Below are 21,517 nucleotides of genomic sequence, written 5' to 3' on the forward strand. Positions count from 1 at the left end.
TTTTTGTTTTTAATTGAATTTTTTTCCTCATCAAAATAAATTAATTTTCTAATTTCGGAATGTCATTCTGAATGTAACGAAGTAAAATGAAGAATCTTTTAAATGGTGAGATTCTTCCTTCGTCAGAACGTCAAAATCCTGTTTAATTTTTTGAACTTTAAAATGTATTAAGTAAAACGTTTTAACACAGAAAACTTTTGTGACTTTTTTGGTTTAAAAGTATTTAAATTTTCGTCAATTTCGCAAATTTCAAAATTAAATTTTTCTCGCCTTCATGCTGAAAAACCACTTTTGCTTTAATATTTTGCGGATCTGTTCCATCTAAAAACTGAACTTCTCCCACTCCAAAACGGTCGTGACGAACTTTATCTCCCACTTCAATATCTTGCGAAGAACTTCCACTTGGATTAATGATTTTTGCCGTAGAAACTGGTTTTAGATTTTTTGAAATAATTGCAGGTTCGTCTCTGTTTAGAGATTTTTTTGGCTCTTTCTTTTTGAAAAAACGGTTTTCAGTTGGTGCATCATCAAAAATATTAGAACGCAAACCGGAGTGATTCACAAATCTACTTTCAATTGCAGGATTTATGAGTTCTAAATATTCAGAATCTACTTCACTCAAAAATCTTGAAGGTTCTGCTTCTGTAATTTTTCCCCATTGAAATCTGGAAATTGCATAACTAAAAAACGCTCTTTTTTCCGCACGAGTCAAAGCTACATAAAATAATCTTCGCTCTTCTTCCAATTCTTCGCGCGTAGAACTGCTCATAAAACTTGGGAAAAGATTTTCTTCTAAACCAACCAAATGCACAACTGGAAATTCTAAACCTTTAGAAAGATGAATCGTCATTAATGAAACTTTCGGCGAATCATCATCTTTTTTATCCTTTTGTGTATCTGCAGAAAGTGCGATGTTTTCTAAAAAATTGGACAAACTTGGATCTCCATCTTCTATTTGAATTTGTTCATCAATAAAACCTTGCATAGAATTCATCAATTCCTGAATATTTTCTAGCCGCGAAATTCCTTCCGGTGTTTGGTCGTCTTTTAAAGTTTTAATTAATCCACTTCTTTTCGCCACTTCCATCGCAACGGTGTAAGCATTTTCATCTTTCAACATCACTTGGAAGGCTTTTATCATCGCCCAAAAATCTGAAAGTTTGGTAATAATGCCGTTGTTTAATTGTAAAGTTGGCGCAAATTTTCCGAGATTATTTAAAACTTCAGACACAGAAATATTTTGAGAATCGGCAAAAACAATTAATTTATTCTGAGTGGATTCTCCAATTCCGCGCGTGGGTAAATTAATTATTCTAAACAAAGCTTCAGAGTCATTCGGATTGACTAAAAGTCTCAAATAAGCCACCAAATCTTTCACTTCTTTTCTTTGATAAAAACTTAATCCCCCATAAACTCGATACGGAATATTTTTTTTTCTTAAACTATCTTCGAACGCACGAGTTTGCGAATTGGTTCGATAAAGAATGGCAAAATCATCAAAACCCATTTGCTCAGAATTGTGAAGTTCCCAAATATTTGACGCTACAAAAGAGGCTTCATCTGCATCTGATAAACTCCTGTAAACTTTTATTTTTTCACCCACTTCATTTTGACTGAAAACATTTTTTTTAAACTGCTGTAAATTTTTAGAAATTACCACATTTGCTGCATTTACAATGTTTTGTGTGGAACGATAATTTTGTTCTAAAGCAACTGTAACTGCGTCTGGATAATCTTTTTTAAAATTTAAAATATTATAAATATTTGCACCTCGGAAAGAATAAATGGATTGTGCATCATCTCCTACCACGCAAATATTTTCAAATTTGGAAGCCAATGCTTTCACGATTAAATATTGAGAATGATTTGTATCTTGATATTCATCAACCAAAATATAACGAAAACGGTCTTGGTATTTTGCTAAAACTTCTGGAAATCTTGTCAATAATTCGTTGGTTCGTAAAAGCAAATCATCAAAATCCATCGCTCCATTTTTGAAACAAGTTTCTACATATTTTTGATAAATTATTCCAATGTGTTTTTGATTAGCGCGCTCATCATTTTCTAATAATTCTGGGTCATTGAAATAAGCTTTTACAGTAATTAAATTATTTTTATACTGCGAAATTCTTGATAAAACTTTTTTGGCTTTATATAAATCTGAATCGATGTTTAATTCTTTAATTACTTTTTTTAAAACATTTAAAGAATCTTGAGAATCATAGATTGTAAAATTTGAGGGAAAACCAATATAATGCGCTTCACTTCTTAAAATTCTGGCAAAAACTGAATGAAAAGTTCCCATCCACAAACTTCTTGCTTCGCTTTGTCCGACCACTTTTGCAACGCGCTCTTTCATTTCTTTCGCGGCTTTATTGGTAAAAGTTAAAGCTAAAATATTAAACGGATCTACAAGATTGGTAATGAGATGCGCAATTCTCATAGTGAGAACGCGTGTTTTGCCAGAACCCGCTCCTGCAAGAACCATTAATGGACCTTGCAAAGTAGTTACAGCTTCAAGTTGTGGCTCATTTAATCCTTTTAGATAATCCATTTAATTTTTTGAAATTTTATGTTACAAAAATAAGGATTAAATATTGGAATTTTGGATTTTGAGATAGTAATACGCAATTTGGAAAGCGTGAAATTTCATAGAAAATTTACTATTTAATGTTTATTTAATTTTTGCTTTCAGTGCGTTTTTGTTTGTGAAATATTTTTTAATTTATAAAAAATACGGCAATTGCCTTATAGTTTTCAATTTGAAATTTACTGAATTTTACCATATCAAAAAAACAAGTTAAATATAATTACTAAAATCAATATTATGAAAACAATTCTTAAAACAAAAATCTCATTTATTCTTTTAATTTTCATTGCGCAATTAAGCTTTGCACAAGTTTTTAATTTTAATTATGACAATGGAATTACAAAAGAAAAGGCAATAGAAAATGCAAAATATTATGAACAGGATCTTCTAAAATATGATTATCAATTTGCAAGATCAAATGTAAAAAGTTCTGATAATTATGATATTATTTTTAACAAAAAAAGTAAAACTGGCGATGGTGTTTTAACTACAAAAATATCTTATTTCTTTTCCGATAAAAGTGTGAAAGTTGAAATTGTAAATTCTTTTTATAACTCACAAGGAAGCTCTTATGAAATAAAGCCAAATGCAACAAATCAAGTTTATAAAAATCTGTATGACGCTAATAAAAATTTGTATGTGGATGTTTTTATGCAATATGTTAATTTAAAATAATAAAGCAAAACGCGCTATTTACTGTTGCTAAAACGCCCTCGTTTTTATAAACATATTAGTTTTTTCTCACTTATAATTTAAGACAATGAAATCCCATTTTAAAACAAAAATCAATTTAATTCTTTTATTATTCATCGCACAATTTAGCTTTGCACAAGTTTTTACGCAGAATTATGATGCAGGAATTACCAAAGAATTAGTATTAGAAAACGTGAAATTATTTGAAAATGAAATCGGAAAATATGATTATAGTTTTACCAAATCTAATATAAAATCTCCTTATGAATATGAAGCAACGTGGAAGAAAAATGATGAAATAACTGGATTACAAACGGTAAAAATGAAATATAAATTTTCTGAAAAAAGTGCGAAAGTAGAAATAGTAAAAATATCTCATTTTTTCAATAATAGTGATCACGCCGTAACACCAGAGGAAAACACAGAACTTTATAATAGCAATAAAAATGTATTCGTCAATATGTTTTTTAAAATTATGAATTTCAAAGAATAAAAAAATAAATTACCAAATCGTACACTAACTTAAACCCTAAAATTTCAAAATTATGAATGCAAATTTTAAAACCAAAATCAGTTTAATTCTGTTAATTCTTATCGCACAGTTTAGCTTCGCTCAAGTCTTTACGCAAAATTATGCAACGGGTGTTAACAAAACAAAAGCTTTAGAAAACGCTAAGTTTTTTGAAGATGACATCGCTAAATACGATTATTCTTTAAGCAAAACTTACATTAACCAACCTTCTGAATATGATGTTACGTGGAGTAAAAAGGATAAAACAGATGGTGTTTTAAAAGTAAAAATGAACTATAAATTTTCTGATAGCGGTGTGAGAGTTGAAATAGTAAATGCAAATTATTATGCAAATAATAAAGAAATAGCCATTATACAAAATAGTTCACTAGCTGCTGTTAAAAATGTTTATGACGCTAATAAAAGTTTGTTTGTAGATGTATTTCTACAATATCTAAATCTTACAGAATAAATTAAAAAAGATAAAATTCTTCATAAAATTTTATATTTTAAAGCAATATGTTGTTTATTATTTTGTTTTTTTTAACCATTATAATTTCTTTTGCTGTAGTGTTCGAAATTCTAAAACCCAAAAAAGAATTTCCTGCACTGCAGTTTTTTTTACAAAATGAAGAAGCAAAACAAAAAAAATTAATAGTTCAGAATCAATCTTTTGATTTGTACAAAAATCTTCTCACAGAGCGACTTTCCATATTAAATGAAAATCTTGAAAGCGAAGTTAAAAGTGCAGATTTAAAAGAATTTTATCTAAATACCGAAGATTTAAATAAATCCATTATTGCAATAATGAGAAATAGAGCAATTTAATTATTTATAGTGATTTTAAACTAATAGCAATTTATATATTTCATCAAATATTTATGTTATCTTTAACATTACAAATGTTAAAATGAAGTAATGGTGAAAAAAAATCTACTTTCTATCTTATTTATTGTTCTTTGTCTTTTCACAATTAAAGCCCAGATTTCAAAAAAAGAAACCGATAGTTTAAATAAATTATTCGAAAATAAAACGAATGCTCAAAAATTAATTTTACTTAAAACGGCCTTTAAAATTGGAAAACCTAAAACTGTAGATCTTTCTTATTATCTCAGTAAAATGGGTTATAAACTGGCTTTACAAAAAAACGATCTTCAAAATTCTGCCTTTTTCGCAGAATATTTGGCGATTTCTTTTCATAAAAAATCGCAGATGGATTCTGCAATGTTCTATCATCTTTCTGCTTTGGAAACGTACCAAAAATTAGGTGACAAAAAATCTGAAGCAAATATTTATAATGAAATCGCAAAACTAAATCGGAAATTGCAAAATAATGAACGCGCTTTAAAATATTATGAAAAAGCCTTAGATTTATTTAATGAACTTAATGATTTAGAAGGAAAAGCAACTATTTTAAATGAAAGCGGCGTTGTTTACGAACAAATGAATCAAAATACCGAAGCTTTAAAAAGATATGAAAGTTCCTTAGAAATACAACGAAAACGAAAAGATAGTGTTGGAATTGGATATTCTTTAGAATTTATCGGCTACAATCACATGCTACAAAAAAACTTTAAAAAAAGTGAAGACTATTTGCAGCAAGCTTTAGAAATAAGAGAAAAACTTAAAGATGATTTTGCACTTTGTCTTAATTATTTTGCAATGGGCGAACTCTATTCTAAAATGGGGAAAGTTGCAGAATCTAATAAATACATCAAAAAAACCTTTGAACTTTCGGATAAATTAAAATATCCTGGAATCAAAAAAGAAGCTTTTGAAATTTTAATTGCGAATGAAGTAAAACAAAATAATTATAAAAAAGCTTATGAGCTACAAAATAGATTAAGGAAATTTAATGATAGTTTATTTACTGTAGAGAAAGAAAAAAATGTAGAACAACTGACGCAAAAATATGAAACCGTAGAAAAAGAAAATCAGATTCTTGCTCAGAAAGACATGTTAAATACAAGAAAATTGTGGCTTATTCTCGTTGTTGCAATTACTATAATTACGGCGCTTTTAGGTTTACTTTTTTACTTTAAACAACGTAATAAAATACGTAGCCAAAGAAAAGAAAATGAACTCCATTTAGCTCTTTCAGAAATAAAAACTCAAAATAAACTTAAAGAGCAAAGGCTTTCTATATCTAGAGATTTGCACGATAATATTGGTTCTCAGCTCACATTTATTATTTCTTCTGTAGATACAATTAAACATTTTATTGGAACAGAAAATACTAAAATAACTGAAAAATTATCCAAAATAAGTAGCTTTACAAAAGAAACTATTTCTGAACTTCGAGACACAGTTTGGGCGATGAATAAGCCAGAAATTTCTACAGAAGATTTAGCAAATAGACTTTCAGATTATATAAGTAAAGCCAATGAAAGTTTAGATAGAATTAAATTTAATCTAAATGTGAATAATGCAGCAGATAAAAATTATGATTCTAAAACGGGAATGTTTATTTATAGAATGGTGCAAGAAGCGGTTAATAATGCTATAAAACATTCTAAAGCAAATGAAATTTCGGTTAAAATTGAAGCAGAAAAAAGTGAAAATAATTTTTTAATTTCAGACAATGGAAAAGGTTTTAATACCGAAAATCTTGAAAGTCATAATTTACGAAGCATGCGTTCTCGAGCTCAAGAATTAGGAATTCATTTTGAAGTAAAAAGTGATAAAAACGGGACTAAAATTTCCTTTAAAATTTAAATTTATGACTCCATTTATAAATATTGCATTGGTTGATGACAATCATTTTTTAATAAAAGCAGCAGAAGAAAAATTGTCTTTTTTTGATGATATTAAAATTAAATTAACCGCTTATAATGGTGCAGAAATTATAGAAAAAGTTGAAGATTTTATTCCCCATTTAATATTAATGGATATTGAAATGCCGGTAAAAAACGGAATTGAAGCCACCATTGAAATCAAGAAAAAATTCCCACAAATTAAAATTTTGATGCTTACAGTTTTTGATAATGATGAAAACATTTTCAAAGCCATAAAAGCCGGTGCCGATGGTTACTTATTAAAAGATATAGAACCGCAAAAATTATACAATTCTATTTTGGAAACTATGAATGGCGGTGCTGCAATGAGCCCTTCCATTGCGATGAAGACTTTAAAATTATTAAAAAATCCAGTAGAATTTTCTGACGAGTCTGAAGTTGAAAAAATTAAATTAGGAAAAAGAGAAATAGAAGTTTTAGAGCAATTAAGCAATGGATTAAGTTATATGGCGATTTCGGAAAATTTATTTATTTCGCCTTCCACAGTGAGAAAACATATTGAAAATATTTATGAAAAACTGAATGTTCATTCTAAATTAGAAGCGGTACAAAAAGCGCAGAAGAATAATTTGATTTAGAAATATCTTAAAGAATTTATTTTTTAATAATTAGAATCTTCTCAATTTATTGAAATAGATTATCTAATTTTGAGTCAATAAAAAATATATAATGTCTAAAAATAAAAACTTTTTTGAGAAATTTTCCAATGCTGCAACCACATTTACGGGAAGTAGTTATGCATTTTTAGGCGCAACTGCAATTGTAATAATTTGGGCGGCTTCTGGGCCGATTTTTAATTATTCTGAAACTTGGCAATTGGTAATTAATACGGGAACAACTATTATTACTTTTTTAATGGTTTTCTTAATTCAGAAAACACAAAATAAAGATTCTAAAGCCATTCAAATAAAATTAAATGAGCTCATTGCAGCGAGTAAAAGCGCGAGTAACAGAATTGTGGATATTGAAGATTTAACGGAAGATGAACTCGACCAATTACATAAATATTATGAAAAATTATCCAAAGAGGCAAAAGAAGATATTGATATTCACAAATCTCATTCTATAGACATTGCTACTAAAAACCAAAGTGAGAAATATAAATTTCGACAAAGTCGTTTTTTAGAAAAAACAGAAGAAAATTAATTTTTAAATATTGAAAAGCAAAAACCCTTCAGAAAAGAGGGGTTTTTATTTTTAGTGCATGGCTTCGCTTAAATCTATTTTTGTTTTCATTTTTCGCTCTTTCACAAATAAAATAAAAGGAATACAAATAAGAAATAATAATCCTAAATAAAGAAAAACATCCATATAAGATAAAACTGCAGCTTGCTTTGTAACAGAATATTGCAAAGATTGATAAGCAGATTGTAAAGCAACATTTGGTGGCATTCCTTTAATCATAAAAGCAGATTTCAAACCTTGTAATCTTTGCTGAACCATCAAACTATTCACATCTAATTTCGACGCTAAATCTGCGGCATAACTTCCACTTCGGTTTGCCATAAAAGTGGTAATCGCAGCAATTCCAAAAGAACCTCCTAATTGTCGCATCATTCCGGTAAAAGCTGCACCTTGTCCAATTTCTTGTCCTTTTAAAGTACTTAAAGCTAAAGAAGTAATCGGAATAAATAACATTCCTAATCCCATTCCTCGAACAATTAACATCCAAAAGAATGCAGGTTTTCCCGTATCTGGAGTTAAAATATTAAATCCCCAGAAACTATAGATAAAAAATAATAATAACCCGATAGAAACTAAAACTTGTTGTTTTACACCATTAGTTAAAAGCCGCCCAATAATCGGCATCATAAATGCTGTTGTAAGCGCAGAAGGAATCATTAAAGCGCCAGATTCTAAAGCAGTCCAACCTAAAATTGTTTGTGTATAAAGAGGAACAATAAATGTGGAACCATACAAACCAAAACCGAGTACAAAAGACATAATTGTACCAATTCTTAAATTCCCGTTTTTTAAAACCCTTAATTCTACAATTGGATATCGAAAAGTAAGTTCTCTCCAGAGAAATAAAATTAATCCAAAAATGGAAGTGATTGTTAAAAAAATAATAGTATTACTATCAAACCAATCATCTTCATGACCTCTTTCTAAAATAAATTGTAAAGAACCAACTGTGACTGCGAGAAGTGCAATTCCTAACCAATCTACATCAGAAGCTTTTCTTTTATCTGCAAATTTTGGGCTTTTCACAAACTGAATTGTCATAATTGTCGCAATAATCCCGATTGGTAAATTAATATAAAAAATAAAAGGCCAACTAAAATTATCAACAATATAACCGCCTAAAGGTGGACCTAAAGTTGGGCCGATAATTACACCTAAACCATAAATGGCTTGCGCCATACTTCTTTTTGCAAGAGGGTAAGATTCTGTAATAATGGTTTGTGAAGTTACTAAAAGTGCGCCACCTCCAATTCCTTGTAGAAATCTAAAACCTACTAATTCCCAAATATTCGTTGCATTTCCGCATAAAAAGGAGAAAACAGTGAAGATCATTATGGAAGCTGCAAAATAATTTCTGCGACCAAACTGTTGAGAAAGCCAACTCGTCATTGGAACAATAATGACATTCCCAATTGCATAAGCTGTAATAACCCAACCTACTTCTGAGAGTGTTGTACCAAGGTTTCCTTTCATTTCTGGTAAAGCAACATTTACAATTGTAGTATCTACAATCTCCAAAAGCGCACACAAAATAGCAGTAATTGTTATAATTACTCTTCTCACGCCATATTCTACTAAAGAATCATCTTGCATTTTTCTTTAAATTTTAATTTTAGATAATGAATTTGAAATTACAAATTTTGTTAATCTAATCTAATGCGACGGTCACATTTACGTTCATTCCTGCACGTAATTTATCAGATATTTTTTTATCTAAATTTGTGAAATTTATTTTTACAGGTAATCTTTGTACCACTTTTACAAAATTTCCACTTGCATTATCTGGAGGTAAAATAGAAAATACTGAACCTGTCGCAGGTGAAAAAGAACTTACAACCCCTTCAAAATGTTTGTTTGGATAAGCGTCAATTTTAATATCCACTTTTTGACCTTCTACCATTTTTGTAAGTTGTGTTTCTTTAAAATTTGCAATTACCCATTTGGTATTATCTAAAACCAAACTAAATAATTGTGCTCCAGCTTGTAAAAATTGTCCTTTTTGAATTGGAACTTTTGAAACATAACCATCTTCTGGCGCTGTAATGATGGTGTATGATAAATTTAATTTTGCATTTTCTACATCTACTTCTCTTTGTTTTGCCATTGAAGAAGCTATACCGATTTGCTCCGAACTTGCGGCGGTTTGAGAAGTTACAACACCTTGTTGTTGCGCAATTTGATTTCTTTGATCCACCAAAACTTGTAATTGTCTATCTGCAGATTGTTTTGCCGCTAAAGCTGCATCATATTGCTGTTGCGTAATACTGTGATCTTTTACAAGATTTGAATATCTTTTCAAATCTTGTGAAGTTTTCCAAACGTTAACTTTTGCCGCTTCAATCTGTGAATTTGCAGTTGTAACTGCAGCTCTAGAAGTATTAATATTTTCTCCTGTTGCTGCAGATGAAGCTTTTGCACTTGCAATATTACTTTTTGCAGTTCCAAGAGCAGCTTCCGCTTGTTCTAACATTAATTTTTGGTCTTTATTTTCCAAAATAATTAAAGTATCTCCTTTTTTTACAAACTGGTTATCTTTCACTTTTACTTCTGCAACATAGCCAGAAATTTTAGAAATAACGGGACTTAAATTTGCACCAATTTGTGCATCATCTGTTTCCTCATGTGTTTGATTAAATTTATAAAATCGGTAACCAAAAAAACCGCCTACCAAAATTAGAACTGTTAAAATTATAGGGAAAATGAGGCTTTTTTTCTTTTTTGGTTTTGGGAATAATTCTTCTTGTTCGTTATTATTTTCCATTATTATTTCTTTTTATTATTTATTTATTAAGATTCCGCTGGTTTGCAATAATTTTCTATAAGCTAAAGCTGCGTCAGCTTTTGCATTTACAACATTTACATCTGTAGAAATTTTGGCAGCATTCGCATCTAAAAGTTCTGTAATAGTTGCTAAACCATTATCATATTTATTTTTTGTAATTCTATAATTTTCCTCGGCTTGTTCTTGCGCTTTTTTATAAACTTCAATTTTTTGATTTGAAAAATTTAAATTTTGATAATCTCTGTTAACTTCTAATTTAATTTGGTCATTCAGCAACTCATTATTTGCAGCTAATTCTTCTTCTATTGCTTGAGATTTGATGTAAGAAGAATTTTTCTTCCAAAGATTCGCAAGGTTATAATTAATTCCAACACCTACATTTATCGCATTATAAACGGTTAAAATTTTTGGAACATCTGCTGCAATATAACCTCCAGTTAAAGCGATTGTAGGTAAATTTTCTGCTTTTGCAGATTTTGTTCCTAATTCTGCCGCTCTTCTTTGGAGAGTTAAAGCTTGTAAATCTTTTCTATTTTGTTGCGCCGCAGTTAAATAATAATCTACAAAATTGAGATCTTTTTGTTCTGAAATATAATTTTCATCAACCTCTAAAACTGTATTTGTAGATAATCCCAAAAGCAAATTCATATTTATGGAAGCGATGGAATAATTATTTTTTGCTTCTAATAATTGTAATTCTATATTGGAAGTTTGGAGATTGGCTTTCAACCGATCATTTCGGGCGAGAAGTCCATTGTTTTCAAGTTTCATAAAAGTTTCATCACGTTTTTGAGACGCTGTTAAATTTTCTTTTAAAACTTTTATCGCTTGGTTGGCTTTAAATAAATTATTATAAGCTTGCGCAATATTGTAAGAAACCGCTTGTTGATTATTTTCATTTTTTAATTTCGAAGCTTCAACTAAGTATTCTGCAGATTGAATTCCGTATTTTATTCTTCCTCCAGAATAAAGCGGCAAAGATAAATTGGCTTGTGCAATTAATGCAGAAGTCGGAGAAGGCGTTCCGTTTCCTGAACCTGGCTGTAAAAATTTCAAATTTACATTTGCATTTCCCAATCTTAAATAAGACCCAGAAAGTTTGAAATCTGGTAACTGACGATTTTTAGCTTCTAATAAATCTGCTGTTGCTTCAGAGATTTTTGCTTCGTCAATTTTTAAATTTTTACTATTTTTAATACCCATTTCAATTGCTTCATTTAGCGTGAGTATTTTTGTTTCTTGCGCATTCATAAAAGAAATACCCAGAAATAAGCTAAAAGCAAAGATGCTTTTTTTAATTTTCTTCATAGCCTAAAAGATTTTTTAGAACTTGTTTAATATGTAAGTTTAATTCTTCAAAATAATGATCATCAAAATCTGAATTGTCTTTTGAAACATTGAAATATTCTTTATACATCGGCAAACCATTCATTGCGTAAAACATCATTCCGTTTAAAGTGGCGTGTAAAAGTGCGATGTTTGGTAATTTTTTAAATATTTTCTTTTCGAAACCTTCTCTACACAATTCATCATAAACTTTTAAATATCCCAGTTTGGAATTTTTCAGAAAAGTAATAATGCGTTCATTTTTATTGGTAAGTTGTTCAGTTTGCAGAATATTATAAAACACTTTCATTTGCCGAACTCTTTTTGTGTAACGATCCACAATTAATGAAATTTTCTCCCAAACGTTGAGTTTCTCATTGGCAATAATTTCCTGAATGTAACTTTGACTTTCCACCATTCTCATCTCAAAAAGCTTTTCCAAAAGTTTTTCTTTGGAACCAAAATAATAGGAAATCATAGAAATATTAACATTTGCAGCACGAGAAATCTCTCTTGTAGAAGTCTTCTCAAAACCTTTTTCAGAAAACAATTTTTCCGCTGCAAATAATATATTTTCTTCTTTAGAAATCATTTCTTTATTTTTTGACGATGCAAAGATAAATAAAATTTAAATAAATCAAACGATTGATTGATTTTATTTTTTACTTTTTTTAGTAAATTAATATTTAAGTTATTAGGTTATTAGATAGATTATTCAAAAATATATTTAATTTTAGACAGTTTAAAATTTAAATTTATGTGGCTAAAAAAAATAACAATATTATTTTCAATTTTAATTTCTACAATAATTATAGCCCAAGATGAAAGATCGCAGTTACCTGATTTTTTACAAATGGCATATTTTGAATTAAATATTGGTTCCATTAATTATAATTTCACAAAAGAACAATTTACTACTTCACCTGGATATGATTTTCAGTCTGTTGAAGTTCCTCATACCGCAGTTAGATTAGTTTTATTTGGCTATATATTTAACAAGAATTTATCAGCTCAAATTACTTATATGCGACCAGTTTATTGGGTTAAATATAAATATGCAAGTAATAATATTCCGAAAAAAGCTTCTGTTTGGATGAATATTGTTGGACTTACAGGAAAGGCACAATTACCTCTCACAGAAAAAATTTCAGTTTTTGGTGAAGCCGGATTAGGAATTATTACAAGGCTCGGAGGAATTGGTTCGGAGGGAGTTGAAATTGTAAAAAAGGCAAATTACAGCACTGTACTTTTAGGCGGTGGTTTGAAATATAAATTAAATCCAAAAATTGATTTACTTTTAAGTTCTGTTTATTCGCCAGAAAATAAAAAAGTAAAACAACCTGCAACTTCATTTATTTCTGCAGGATTTGCGTATAATTTAAATCCGGTTTCAGATGAAAAAATAAAAGCAGCAGAAATAACAAATTATATTCATCCAAAACATTTATTTCAAGTAGGTTATTCCAGTTTAATTTTGGGATATAACATTAACAATTCATTATCTAAAAGTGCATTATTTTGGGGTGGAAGTGCGGAAGTAAATCACGGAATAACAATTGATTACCGCCAAAATGTTTTCCATACCGCTAAATATTTTTCTTTAGATTGGGGAATCGGAGCTGGTTTCTATACTACTAATATCAACAAAGAAAGTTTTTTCACAATTTCCGCTTATCCTATTTTTAGATTTAATTTTTTACACACAAAACCTATTGATGCCTATTTATATTATTCCGTTGCAGGACCTAGTTTTATTTCTAAAACATTAATTGATGGGTTTGATGGCGGTGGCAAATTTACTTTTCAAGATAACATGGGACTTGGTTTTTATCTAGGTAATGAGCGCCACTATAATTTAGAATTTAAAATTGGTCATTATTCTAATGGAAATATATTTACAAATAATGCCGGAGTTAAAATTCCTTTATCTATTAACCTTGGTTACACATTTTAGAAAATAAATATTAAAAAAAGCATATAAGTATTTAAAATTTTTACTGAAATAAATCGCAATTGTTATTTTTTTAAAGTTTTAACAAATTTTTAATTTTTCAATCATAAATTTAGTTAAATTTGAGTCATTAATTAATATTTAAAAACGAAACTATGAAAAAAACAATTTTACTCATTGCAATTTATTTTCAATTTCAATCTTTTCTCAAACTTGTGGATTTGATGCTTTTCAAAATAAATTAGAACATAAGTTCCCAGAAGTTAAGAAAAATCGTTTAGAAACAGAAGCTAAACTTCAAAAAATGGATATACATTCCTATTTAGGTTATGGACAAGCTGAAGATTATTCAGTAAAAATTACAAGCACTTTAGCGGTTACAGATTTACCACAAGTAAAAGGAGCGGTTGTTTATTCAAAATCTGAAAATAAATTAACAATAGTAAATTCTTCCAACAATAAAGGTTTTGGAGATTATGAAGTTTATGATATTTCTGGTAAAACGGTTCAAAAAGGAAATGCAAAAGATAATGTTATTTTGAAAAGAAGTCTTCCAAAAGGAACATATATTATAAAATACCAACACACTTCACAGAAATTTATTAATCAATAAAATAATGAGAGCCGTTTTAAAACACGGCTCTTTTTTTGTTACAAAATTTAATATGAAAAAGATTTTACTTTTAATAATACTTAATTTCTTCTGTTCACAATGTATTTCACAAGAAAAAGAAAAAAATAAAATGCCAAAATTGGAAACTATTTCTAGTCAAACATTAGATGAAAATTATTTTGTAGGGAATTGGCAAAACAGCAAAACTTATTTTACAAGTGAAAATAAAAAGGAATTACAAGCTTCGCAAGAATGTGATAAAAATTCGTATTGGAAATTTATAAAAGAAAATGGAATTCTAAAACAATCGAAGTTTACAGCAAAAGGTGAAAATTGCAGACAATTTATTTCTACAACTTATGGAAGAGTAAAAATAGAAAATAATATGATGACTTATTTTGTGGATGATGTAAATTACACAGTAAAAATTAAAATTATTTCTACAACAGAATTTGTAGTAATGACAAGTGATTATATTGGAGGAAAGATGGTTTCAATTGAAAAAACTTTTACTAAGATATAATTTTTATTAAAAGATATTTACGCTGCTCTGTGAATAAACCGCGTCAATTTAATTCCTAAATCCGCCCAAACAATTTTAGAATTTGCATTTCTGGCTAAATGATAATCTGCTTCAGAAATTTCTTCTAAAATAGATTCTATATTTTTACCATGAATGAAATTAGAGAAACTTTCCCATTTAAAATTACCTTGCGCCAATTTCTTATAAACTAAGTTTTCCGCACCATAATTTTGCATCAAAGCCAAACGAAACATTTCTGCACAATAATCTAAAAATTGTTTTTGTTTTTCCTTATTCCAACTCGCAATACTTCTACTCCACTTTATAATTTCCTTTAAAGTTTGCGGTTGTTTTTTTGCTTGAAAAGCATAACGCACCCAATTCACAAAAAGCTCTTCAAACTCTGAAACAGACTCATTTATATTTATTAAACTTTGTGCTACATTCCAATCTCCTTCTGCTGCGAAAATTATTTCATTTATTTTCTCTGGAGAAATTCCTTTTTCAGACAAAGCTTCAGAAATATCTTTATCCGAAATTCTTGGTACTTCTACCAATTGACATCTGGAAAAAATTGTCGGTAAAAAATCATCCGCTGATTCTGCAATTAGAAAAATAAGCGTATTTTCTGGCGGTTCTTCTAAAAATTTTAAAAATTTATTGGCAGCTTTTTCATTCATCTTATCTGCTTGCCAAACTATTAAAATTTTTGTTCCACCTTCAAAACTTTTTATAGAGAAATTTGCATTTTTTTCTTCTACTTCATCGACGGAAATAAAAAGTTGTTTGTTTTGAGAATCTAAAATATCTTTCCACTCATTAAAATCAGAATAAGGATTTTCTAAAATCATCTGTCGAAATTCAGGAAACCATTTTTTACTAAAAGATTTTTTATCTTCAGTAAAAACAGGAAAACTAAAATGTAAATCCAAATGGTTTAAATGATCTATTTTTATTGAATTTGTTTCTTTTTCAGATTTTAAAATCTCTTTCGCATAAGCCAAAACCAAAGGTAAAACGCCATATCCAGCTTTACCAATAAACATTTGAGCGTGACTTAAACGTTTTTCTTCCACACTTTTTTTTAAAGTATTTTTTAAGTTTTCTTGCCCAATAATTAAATCCCAATCCATTTTTCAAAGATAATTATAAGTTTTGAGTTTTTAATTATGAGTTAAAAGTTAACATCGAAAAAAAATAAATTTTGAATAATTTAATCAATGCATACTATTAAAAATAAAATTATCCTTAACAAACTTTAACGGCGCTAAATTTTCACAATTCATTATTAATTAAGATATTTGCGCATTATTTTTAAAAATAAATATGAACAAAATTTTTGTCTTATCTTTCCTTGCTGCAGGTTATTTTTTACAAGCACAAAGTATTGGAAATTCGCCTTACGCCTCATTTGGAATTGGCGATGTAAAATACGATAATACTGTGGATGTGAGCGCAATGGGAGGAATTTCTACTGCTTATATTTCAGATTTAAACAACTCTTTCAATTTTGCCAATCCAGCTGCAAACTTAAATTTGGAGCTTACTTCTATAAAAGTGGAAGGTACTAATGAAAATAATTTTTATACAACCGATGTTAATAACATGAAAGTTACAAAGCATTCTACGTATCTTTCTAATATTTCCATCGCATTTCCAATTTCTAAAAATGTAAAATTTGGCTTAGGTTTTCAACCCTATAGTAGTAAAAATTATAATTTTATTAATTCTACAACTAATGGAAACGTTACTACCGTAAATCGTTTTATTGGTTCTGGAACGGTAAGTACAGTACAAGCTGGACTTTCTTATTCAATTAAACCTGGTTTCGCAGTGGGATTAAGAAGTAATTTTTACTTTGGTAATTTATACAATACTGAAGAAATTACTAATTCTCAAGCAACTTTAGTAAATGGTTACCAAACAAAAAACAGAATTAAAAGTTTTGATTTTACATTGGGTTCCGTCTATCAAAAGAAACTTAAAAATGATCATAAATTTACTTTGGGTGCAACTTATACTTTTGGAGCAACTGGAGACACAGAAACTTATTATAAAAACAGCACTTATTTTTTTGGTAGAAACGGAAGTTTAGTAGATGAACTTATTATAGAAGATAATCTGAAAACCGAAAATAATCTTTTCCCAATGGCTGCTTCTTTTGGCGCCGGTTACGGAAAAGATATGAAGTGGTTTTTGAGTGGACAAATTGATTATAAACAAGGTCAAAACGTTTTATTCTTAGGAAAAGATTTTCAGTATAAAGATTCTTACAAAGCCTCTATTGGTGGATGGTTTTTACCAGATTTAAATAATTTCCGTAGTTATTTTCAGCGTGTAATTTACAGATATGGTGCTTATTACCAAAAAGGCAATCTTTTTCTAAATGGAAAAAACATTAATGAATTTGCACTTACAGGCGGCGTAACTTTACCATTTAATGGAAAAGTAAATGCAGCAAGTTCTTTAGACTTAGGAATTGAAATTGGAAAACGTGGCACCACTCAAAATAATCTTATTAATCAAAATTTTATTAATCTAAAAATAGGTATTAATTTTGCAGATAAGTGGTTCACTAAACGTTACTACGATTAAAAATGTCATTTTTTTTGAAATATTTAAAAAATAAAAATATAGCGGCTTTTCTAAGTTTCGCTATATTTTTTTCTTTACTCTCTTGTGAAGAAGATTTAGCTAAATCTGCAGGTAAAAAAAAGTTGGATTTTCCTTCCCAAATTATTAATGGTGCAAATATTATTCAGCGTGATTCTGGTTTTGTTAAAATACGAGCAACGGCAGCTTTGATAGAAAAATATGAATTAATTGATACACCTTACATTGAAGCCAGAAAAGGAATTTACATTCAATTTTTTGATAAGAAAAACCCCACAAAACCTGGAACAATTAAAGCAAAATACGCTAAAATAATCGAAAAAAAACAATTTTACGAAGCTAAAGGAAACGTAAGAATTGTAACCAATGAAGGACAGATTTTCGCTACACAATCTGTTTTTTGGGACAAAAAAAATAGAAAAATGTACACTAATGATACAGTTTTTGTAACAGACAAAGATGGTTCTACTTTAGTTGGTGCAAATGGAATGACTGCAAAAGATGATTTTTCCGAGTACGTTTTCAATAATAATTCTGGCGACATCAACGCTAAAAAAATTCCAGAAAATAAACGTTAATCGTTTTCTAAAACCAACATTATGACTACATATTTTGCTTTAGGTTTAATGTCTGGAACTAGTCTTGATGGTTTAGACATTTGCTACGCAAAATTTTGTTTCCAAAATAAATCTTGGTCGTTTGAGATTTTAAAAACAAAAACAATTGCTTATTCTAAAAGTTGGACAGAAAAATTAGCAAATGCAATTCAACTTTCCTCAATAGATTTATTAGAACTAAATTCGGAATATGGATTTTATTTAGGTGAAAAAGTGGAAGATTTTCTTTCATTAAATAATATTACAAACTTAGATTTAATCGCTTCTCACGGACATACAGTTCACCATCAACCAAAGAAAAAATTCACTTACCAAATTGGTGATGGAAGAGCTATAAAAATTAAAAATAATTTTCCCATTGTTTATGATTTTCGTAGTCAAGATGTTTTATTGGGTGGAAATGGCGCACCTTTAGTTCCGATTGGTGATGAAAATTTATTTTCTGAATATGAAGCTTGTCTAAATTTAGGTGGATTTTCTAATATTTCTTTCAAAGAAAATGGTAAAAGATTGGCTTTTGATATTTGTCCTTTAAATATTGTTTTGAATTATTTTGCCGAAAAATTAGGAAAGAAATTTGATGAAAATGGTGAAATTGCAAAAAGCGGAAGCGTAAATGAAAAAATTTTAAAACAATTAAATCAATTAGAATTTTATAAAAATAGAGAAGCAAAATCCTTAGGTTTTGAATTCGTTCAAAAACAAATATTCCCTTTAATGAAAGGTGATTCGGTAGAAAATCTAATTACTACATTTACAAAACACGCTGCAGAAAAAATGGTAGACATCTTAAATGAAAATAAAATAAAAAAAGTTTTAGTAACCGGCGGTGGAACTTATAATGGATTTTTAATAGATAAAATAAAAGCAAAAACCGAAGGAAAAATCGTATTTCCATCAAGAGAAATTATTGAGTTTAAAGAAGCTTTAATTTTTGCTTTTATGGGTGTTCTAAAACTTCGTAGTGAAAATAATATTTTATCTTCTGCAACGGGAAGTTCACATGATCATTGCAGCGGAATTCTTATTTAAAGTTTTTCTAAATTATCCGTCAAAGCATTAATAAAATTTTGAAGCGGTTTTTCTACCATCATTTTTATAAATGGATTAAATTTTCCTTCAAATAAAAGTTGAACTTCAGTTTTATTATCTTCCGCTTTTTCCATATTTCCGGTTAAGGAAAAATCTAAACTTGAACTTGCTGATTTTAAAACCACTTGATTTTCAGATACATTTTCAATTTTTAAAGCAATTTCTGGCATTCCTTTCAGTCCAAATTTAAAACCATCTTCTCGCGCTTCAAAATTTTGAAGTGAATCGGGCATCAAATGTCTGTAATCTTCAGGGTTTTTTAACATTTCTACCAAATCTGCACGCGATTTATTTACCAATATTTTCCTTCCTTCTAAATTCATTTTTTATATTTTTGTATTAAATTTTAAAGCTCTACAAATGTATAAAGTTTTTGTGAATGAAAAAAGATTAAGTTTAACACAAACGCCGGAACTAAACGTAAAGCATATTAAATTTGACGGCTCTCACAGTTTAGAAATGGCAATTGAGTTTTTAGAAAATACAGCATTAAATGCTGCAAATATTTATGGCGAAAATCTAAATGAAATATGGGAGAAATTTAAAAGTTTATTTAAAGAAATAGAAGCTTCGGGAGGTGTTGTTTATAACAAAAAAAACGAAATTTTATTTATCCATCGATTGGGAAAATGGGATTTACCGAAAGGGAAATTAGAAAAAGGCGAATCAATTGAAGAAAATGCAATACGTGAAGTAGAAGAAGAAACGGGTTTGAAAGACTTAATTTTAGACCAATTTATCAACCAAACTTTTCATGTTTATGTAGAGCGAAATGGCGAAAAAATTTTAAAAAAAACCAATTGGTTTAAAATGTTTTATAATGGAAATGAGACGCCTGTTCCGCAGATTGAAGAAGGAATAAAAAAAGTTTCTTGGAAAAATAATGACCAAATTAAAAGTGATGTTTTACCAAAAACTTTCAATAATATTAAACTTATTTTGGAAGATGTACAAAAATTAGAGCACTTCTAAAATTTTTTCCAACGCAATTCCGCGCGATGCTTTTAGTAAAATATTTGTAGTATTTATTGGGTTATTTTTTAATTCTTGCATTAAATCTTGTGTTGTTGTAAAAGTATTTTCTGGCGAAACTGTCATAAATTGGGAACCAACACATATAATTTTATCAAAATCTAAACTTCTCGCCAAATTTAATAAAGCCAAATGTTCAGTTTCACTTTCATTTCCCAATTCTAACATATCCCCCATAATAATAGTTTTTGAACCTTCAAATTGACTGAAATTTTTTAAAGATTCTGCCATAGAACTTGGGTTTGCGTTGTAAGTATCTAAAACCAAAACTTTTCCATTTTTATGCACTATTTGACTTCGCATATTGGTTGGTTCGTAATTTTCAATCGCATTTTTAATATTTTCAAATGGAACGCCAAATTCTAAACCTAAAGTTACAGCTGCACAAAGATTGGTAAAATTATAGTCTCCTGTTAATTTTGTTAAAATTTCTTGGTCTTTATATTTTAAACCTACGAAAGTATTTTTACGAATTAAATCAAAATTAAATTGACTTTCATCTGTACCAAAAGTTATTTTGGATAAATAATATTTAGTTTTCTCCCTTTGAATGGGATCATTTTCATTTACCAAAATTGTTTGATGATTTGAAATTAAATACTCATACAATTCAGATTTTCCTTTTATAACGCCTTCTACTCCACCAAAACCTTCTAAATGTGCTTTTCCAAAATTGGTAATATAACCGAGATTTGGTTGAGAAATTGTACATAAAAATTCAATTTCTTTTTGATGATTTGCGCCCATTTCGATAACCGCTAATTCATGGAAATCTTTTATAGAAAGCAAACTCAGAGGAACACCGATGTGATTATTTAAATTTCCCAAAGTATATTGAACTTTAAATTTTTCGGATAAAACAGCATGAATTAATTCTTTCGTTGTAGTTTTACCATTACTTCCCGTCAAACCAATAATTGGAATCTTTAAGTGTGTTCTATGAAAAATTGCTAAATCTTGTAAAAACTGCAAAGTTGAAGGAACAAAAAAAATATTTTTAGACAAATCTTGAAAATTAGGATCTTCCAAAATTACAGCTAAAGCTCCATTTTCTATTGCTTCTAAAGCTTTTGTTGCTCCATTAAAAGTTTTGCCAGAAAAAGCAAAAAATATATCATTTTGTTCTACTTTTTTACTGTTTATGCAAATTTTATTTGCGCTTAAAAAAAAGGGGTAAAAATCTTTAACATTCAT

The 21,517-nt window shown here is 28.8% G+C and carries 22 protein-coding genes; 14 read left to right on the plus strand and 8 right to left on the minus strand.

The features are described from left to right. Positions 1–223: 223 nt before the first annotated feature. Positions 224–2,554, minus strand: a complete 2,331-nt coding sequence (locus ACN0WB_RS05545) for an ATP-dependent helicase (protein ID WP_417429663.1) — start codon at positions 2,552–2,554, stop codon at positions 224–226. Positions 2,555–2,827: 273 nt separating this feature from the next. Between ACN0WB_RS05545 and ACN0WB_RS05550 the strand changes: the two genes are divergently transcribed. The 7 genes from ACN0WB_RS05550 (at position 2,828) to ACN0WB_RS05580 (ending at position 7,735) form a co-directional block, all read left to right on the plus strand. Next, positions 2,828–3,265, plus strand: a complete 438-nt coding sequence (locus ACN0WB_RS05550; protein ID WP_417429664.1) for a hypothetical protein — start codon at positions 2,828–2,830, stop codon at positions 3,263–3,265. 85 nt (positions 3,266–3,350) lie between these two features. Then, positions 3,351–3,776, plus strand: a complete 426-nt coding sequence (locus ACN0WB_RS05555) for a hypothetical protein (RefSeq protein ID WP_417429665.1) — start codon at positions 3,351–3,353, stop codon at positions 3,774–3,776. 52 nt (positions 3,777–3,828) lie between these two features. Then, complete coding sequence (locus ACN0WB_RS05560; protein ID WP_417429666.1) at positions 3,829–4,266, plus strand: hypothetical protein; 438 nt, start codon at positions 3,829–3,831, stop codon at positions 4,264–4,266. Positions 4,267–4,364: 98 nt separating this feature from the next. Further along, entirely contained in the window at positions 4,365–4,622 is a 258-nt protein-coding gene (locus ACN0WB_RS05565) for a hypothetical protein (protein ID WP_417429668.1), read from the plus strand. 90 nt (positions 4,623–4,712) lie between these two features. Then, positions 4,713–6,509: a tetratricopeptide repeat-containing sensor histidine kinase gene (locus ACN0WB_RS05570; protein WP_417429670.1), complete on the plus strand. Its 1,797-nt coding sequence runs from the start codon at positions 4,713–4,715 to the stop codon at positions 6,507–6,509. Between the two features lie 4 nt (positions 6,510–6,513). Further along, a complete protein-coding gene (locus ACN0WB_RS05575) occupies positions 6,514–7,167 on the plus strand; it encodes a response regulator (protein WP_417429672.1) in 654 nt (217 codons plus the stop codon). 91 nt (positions 7,168–7,258) lie between these two features. Then, on the plus strand, positions 7,259–7,735 hold the full coding sequence (locus ACN0WB_RS05580) for a low affinity iron permease family protein (protein ID WP_417429674.1): 477 nt from the start codon (positions 7,259–7,261) through the stop codon (positions 7,733–7,735). Positions 7,736–7,786: 51 nt separating this feature from the next. Here ACN0WB_RS05580 and ACN0WB_RS05585 read toward each other — a convergent pair whose 3' ends face one another. Genes ACN0WB_RS05585 through ACN0WB_RS05600 form a run of 4 tightly spaced genes read right to left on the minus strand, consistent with a single transcriptional unit; the run spans position 7,787 to position 12,474 of the window. After that, positions 7,787–9,367, minus strand: a complete 1,581-nt coding sequence (locus ACN0WB_RS05585; protein ID WP_417429676.1) for a DHA2 family efflux MFS transporter permease subunit — start codon at positions 9,365–9,367, stop codon at positions 7,787–7,789. Between the two features lie 55 nt (positions 9,368–9,422). After that, positions 9,423–10,535 carry an HlyD family secretion protein gene (locus ACN0WB_RS05590; RefSeq protein ID WP_417429678.1) on the minus strand — a complete coding sequence of 371 codons (1,113 nt, stop codon included), beginning with the start codon at positions 10,533–10,535 and terminating at the stop codon, positions 9,423–9,425. Positions 10,536–10,550: 15 nt separating this feature from the next. Continuing rightward, a complete protein-coding gene (locus ACN0WB_RS05595; RefSeq protein ID WP_417429680.1) occupies positions 10,551–11,864 on the minus strand; it encodes a TolC family protein in 1,314 nt (437 codons plus the stop codon). Further along, complete coding sequence (locus tag ACN0WB_RS05600) at positions 11,851–12,474, minus strand: TetR/AcrR family transcriptional regulator (protein WP_417429682.1); 624 nt, start codon at positions 12,472–12,474, stop codon at positions 11,851–11,853. The genes ACN0WB_RS05595 and ACN0WB_RS05600 overlap by 14 nt, the downstream gene beginning before the upstream one ends. A gap of 261 nt (positions 12,475–12,735) precedes the next feature. On the opposite strand from ACN0WB_RS05600, the gene ACN0WB_RS05605 reads away from it, so the two are divergent. From ACN0WB_RS05605 to ACN0WB_RS05615, 3 genes are all read left to right on the plus strand, one after another. Continuing rightward, a complete protein-coding gene (locus tag ACN0WB_RS05605; RefSeq protein WP_417429684.1) occupies positions 12,736–13,836 on the plus strand; it encodes an acyloxyacyl hydrolase in 1,101 nt (366 codons plus the stop codon). A 301-nt stretch (positions 13,837–14,137) separates the two neighbouring features. Next, on the plus strand, positions 14,138–14,446 hold the full coding sequence (locus ACN0WB_RS05610; protein ID WP_417429686.1) for a T9SS type A sorting domain-containing protein: 309 nt from the start codon (positions 14,138–14,140) through the stop codon (positions 14,444–14,446). A 52-nt stretch (positions 14,447–14,498) separates the two neighbouring features. Next, positions 14,499–14,969, plus strand: a complete 471-nt coding sequence (locus tag ACN0WB_RS05615) for a hypothetical protein (RefSeq protein WP_417429688.1) — start codon at positions 14,499–14,501, stop codon at positions 14,967–14,969. Between the two features lie 17 nt (positions 14,970–14,986). Here the strand turns inward: ACN0WB_RS05615 and ACN0WB_RS05620 are convergent, their stop codons facing one another. Next, entirely contained in the window at positions 14,987–16,102 is a 1,116-nt protein-coding gene (locus ACN0WB_RS05620; RefSeq protein WP_417429690.1) for an ATP-binding protein, read from the minus strand. Positions 16,103–16,295: 193 nt separating this feature from the next. Between ACN0WB_RS05620 and ACN0WB_RS05625 the strand changes: the two genes are divergently transcribed. From ACN0WB_RS05625 to ACN0WB_RS05635, 3 genes are read left to right on the plus strand one after another with little or no spacing between them, the layout of a single operon-like run. After that, a complete protein-coding gene (locus tag ACN0WB_RS05625) occupies positions 16,296–17,564 on the plus strand; it encodes a hypothetical protein (RefSeq protein ID WP_417429692.1) in 1,269 nt (422 codons plus the stop codon). A gap of 2 nt (positions 17,565–17,566) precedes the next feature. Further along, positions 17,567–18,160 carry an LPS export ABC transporter periplasmic protein LptC gene (lptC, locus tag ACN0WB_RS05630; protein WP_417429694.1) on the plus strand — a complete coding sequence of 198 codons (594 nt, stop codon included), beginning with the start codon at positions 17,567–17,569 and terminating at the stop codon, positions 18,158–18,160. A gap of 21 nt (positions 18,161–18,181) precedes the next feature. After that, positions 18,182–19,231, plus strand: coding sequence for an anhydro-N-acetylmuramic acid kinase (locus tag ACN0WB_RS05635; protein WP_417429696.1), 1,050 nt, complete (start codon positions 18,182–18,184; stop codon positions 19,229–19,231). On the opposite strand, the gene ACN0WB_RS05640 is transcribed toward ACN0WB_RS05635, so the two are convergent. Next, positions 19,228–19,614, minus strand: a complete 387-nt coding sequence (locus ACN0WB_RS05640; protein ID WP_417429698.1) for an SRPBCC family protein — start codon at positions 19,612–19,614, stop codon at positions 19,228–19,230. The two genes, ACN0WB_RS05635 and ACN0WB_RS05640, sit on opposite strands and share 4 nt — an antisense overlap. A gap of 37 nt (positions 19,615–19,651) precedes the next feature. On the opposite strand from ACN0WB_RS05640, the gene ACN0WB_RS05645 reads away from it, so the two are divergent. After that, complete coding sequence (locus ACN0WB_RS05645; protein WP_417429700.1) at positions 19,652–20,263, plus strand: NUDIX hydrolase; 612 nt, start codon at positions 19,652–19,654, stop codon at positions 20,261–20,263. On the opposite strand, the gene ACN0WB_RS05650 is transcribed toward ACN0WB_RS05645, so the two are convergent. Next, positions 20,249–21,517 carry a UDP-N-acetylmuramoyl-tripeptide--D-alanyl-D-alanine ligase gene (locus ACN0WB_RS05650; protein WP_417429702.1) on the minus strand — a complete coding sequence of 423 codons (1,269 nt, stop codon included), beginning with the start codon at positions 21,515–21,517 and terminating at the stop codon, positions 20,249–20,251. The genes ACN0WB_RS05645 and ACN0WB_RS05650 overlap by 15 nt on opposite strands.

The sequence above is a fragment of the Halpernia sp. genome (assembly GCF_048269545.1).
Taxonomy (GTDB): Bacteria; Bacteroidota; Bacteroidia; order Flavobacteriales; family Weeksellaceae; genus Halpernia.

What these genes read in the sequence shown, in the direction of transcription:
- ACN0WB_RS05625 (WP_417429692.1), top strand. Translation starts at nt 16,296, where the DNA reads ATGAACAAAATTTTTGTCTTATCTTTCCTTGCTGCAGGTTATTTTTTA.
- ACN0WB_RS05635 (WP_417429696.1), top strand. Translation starts at nt 18,182, where the DNA reads ATGACTACATATTTTGCTTTAGGTTTAATGTCTGGAACTAGTCTTGAT.
- ACN0WB_RS05650 (WP_417429702.1), bottom strand. Translation starts at nt 21,517, where the DNA reads ATGAATGTTAAAGATTTTTACCCCTTTTTTTTAAGCGCAAATAAAATT.
- ACN0WB_RS05610 (WP_417429686.1), top strand. Translation starts at nt 14,138, where the DNA reads ATGGATATACATTCCTATTTAGGTTATGGACAAGCTGAAGATTATTCA.
- ACN0WB_RS05575 (WP_417429672.1), top strand. Translation starts at nt 6,514, where the DNA reads ATGACTCCATTTATAAATATTGCATTGGTTGATGACAATCATTTTTTA.
- ACN0WB_RS05645 (WP_417429700.1), top strand. Translation starts at nt 19,652, where the DNA reads ATGTATAAAGTTTTTGTGAATGAAAAAAGATTAAGTTTAACACAAACG.
- ACN0WB_RS05570 (WP_417429670.1), top strand. Translation starts at nt 4,713, where the DNA reads ATGGTGAAAAAAAATCTACTTTCTATCTTATTTATTGTTCTTTGTCTT.
- ACN0WB_RS05560 (WP_417429666.1), top strand. Translation starts at nt 3,829, where the DNA reads ATGAATGCAAATTTTAAAACCAAAATCAGTTTAATTCTGTTAATTCTT.
- ACN0WB_RS05640 (WP_417429698.1), bottom strand. Translation starts at nt 19,614, where the DNA reads ATGAATTTAGAAGGAAGGAAAATATTGGTAAATAAATCGCGTGCAGAT.
- ACN0WB_RS05585 (WP_417429676.1), bottom strand. Translation starts at nt 9,367, where the DNA reads ATGCAAGATGATTCTTTAGTAGAATATGGCGTGAGAAGAGTAATTATA.
- ACN0WB_RS05605 (WP_417429684.1), top strand. Translation starts at nt 12,736, where the DNA reads ATGGCATATTTTGAATTAAATATTGGTTCCATTAATTATAATTTCACA.
- ACN0WB_RS05600 (WP_417429682.1), bottom strand. Translation starts at nt 12,474, where the DNA reads ATGATTTCTAAAGAAGAAAATATATTATTTGCAGCGGAAAAATTGTTT.
- ACN0WB_RS05590 (WP_417429678.1), bottom strand. Translation starts at nt 10,535, where the DNA reads ATGGAAAATAATAACGAACAAGAAGAATTATTCCCAAAACCAAAAAAG.
- ACN0WB_RS05620 (WP_417429690.1), bottom strand. Translation starts at nt 16,102, where the DNA reads ATGGATTGGGATTTAATTATTGGGCAAGAAAACTTAAAAAATACTTTA.
- ACN0WB_RS05595 (WP_417429680.1), bottom strand. Translation starts at nt 11,864, where the DNA reads ATGAAGAAAATTAAAAAAAGCATCTTTGCTTTTAGCTTATTTCTGGGT.
- ACN0WB_RS05545 (WP_417429663.1), bottom strand. Translation starts at nt 2,554, where the DNA reads ATGGATTATCTAAAAGGATTAAATGAGCCACAACTTGAAGCTGTAACT.
- ACN0WB_RS05580 (WP_417429674.1), top strand. Translation starts at nt 7,259, where the DNA reads ATGTCTAAAAATAAAAACTTTTTTGAGAAATTTTCCAATGCTGCAACC.
- ACN0WB_RS05555 (WP_417429665.1), top strand. Translation starts at nt 3,351, where the DNA reads ATGAAATCCCATTTTAAAACAAAAATCAATTTAATTCTTTTATTATTC.
- ACN0WB_RS05550 (WP_417429664.1), top strand. Translation starts at nt 2,828, where the DNA reads ATGAAAACAATTCTTAAAACAAAAATCTCATTTATTCTTTTAATTTTC.
- ACN0WB_RS05615 (WP_417429688.1), top strand. Translation starts at nt 14,499, where the DNA reads ATGAAAAAGATTTTACTTTTAATAATACTTAATTTCTTCTGTTCACAA.
- lptC (WP_417429694.1), top strand. Translation starts at nt 17,567, where the DNA reads ATGTCATTTTTTTTGAAATATTTAAAAAATAAAAATATAGCGGCTTTT.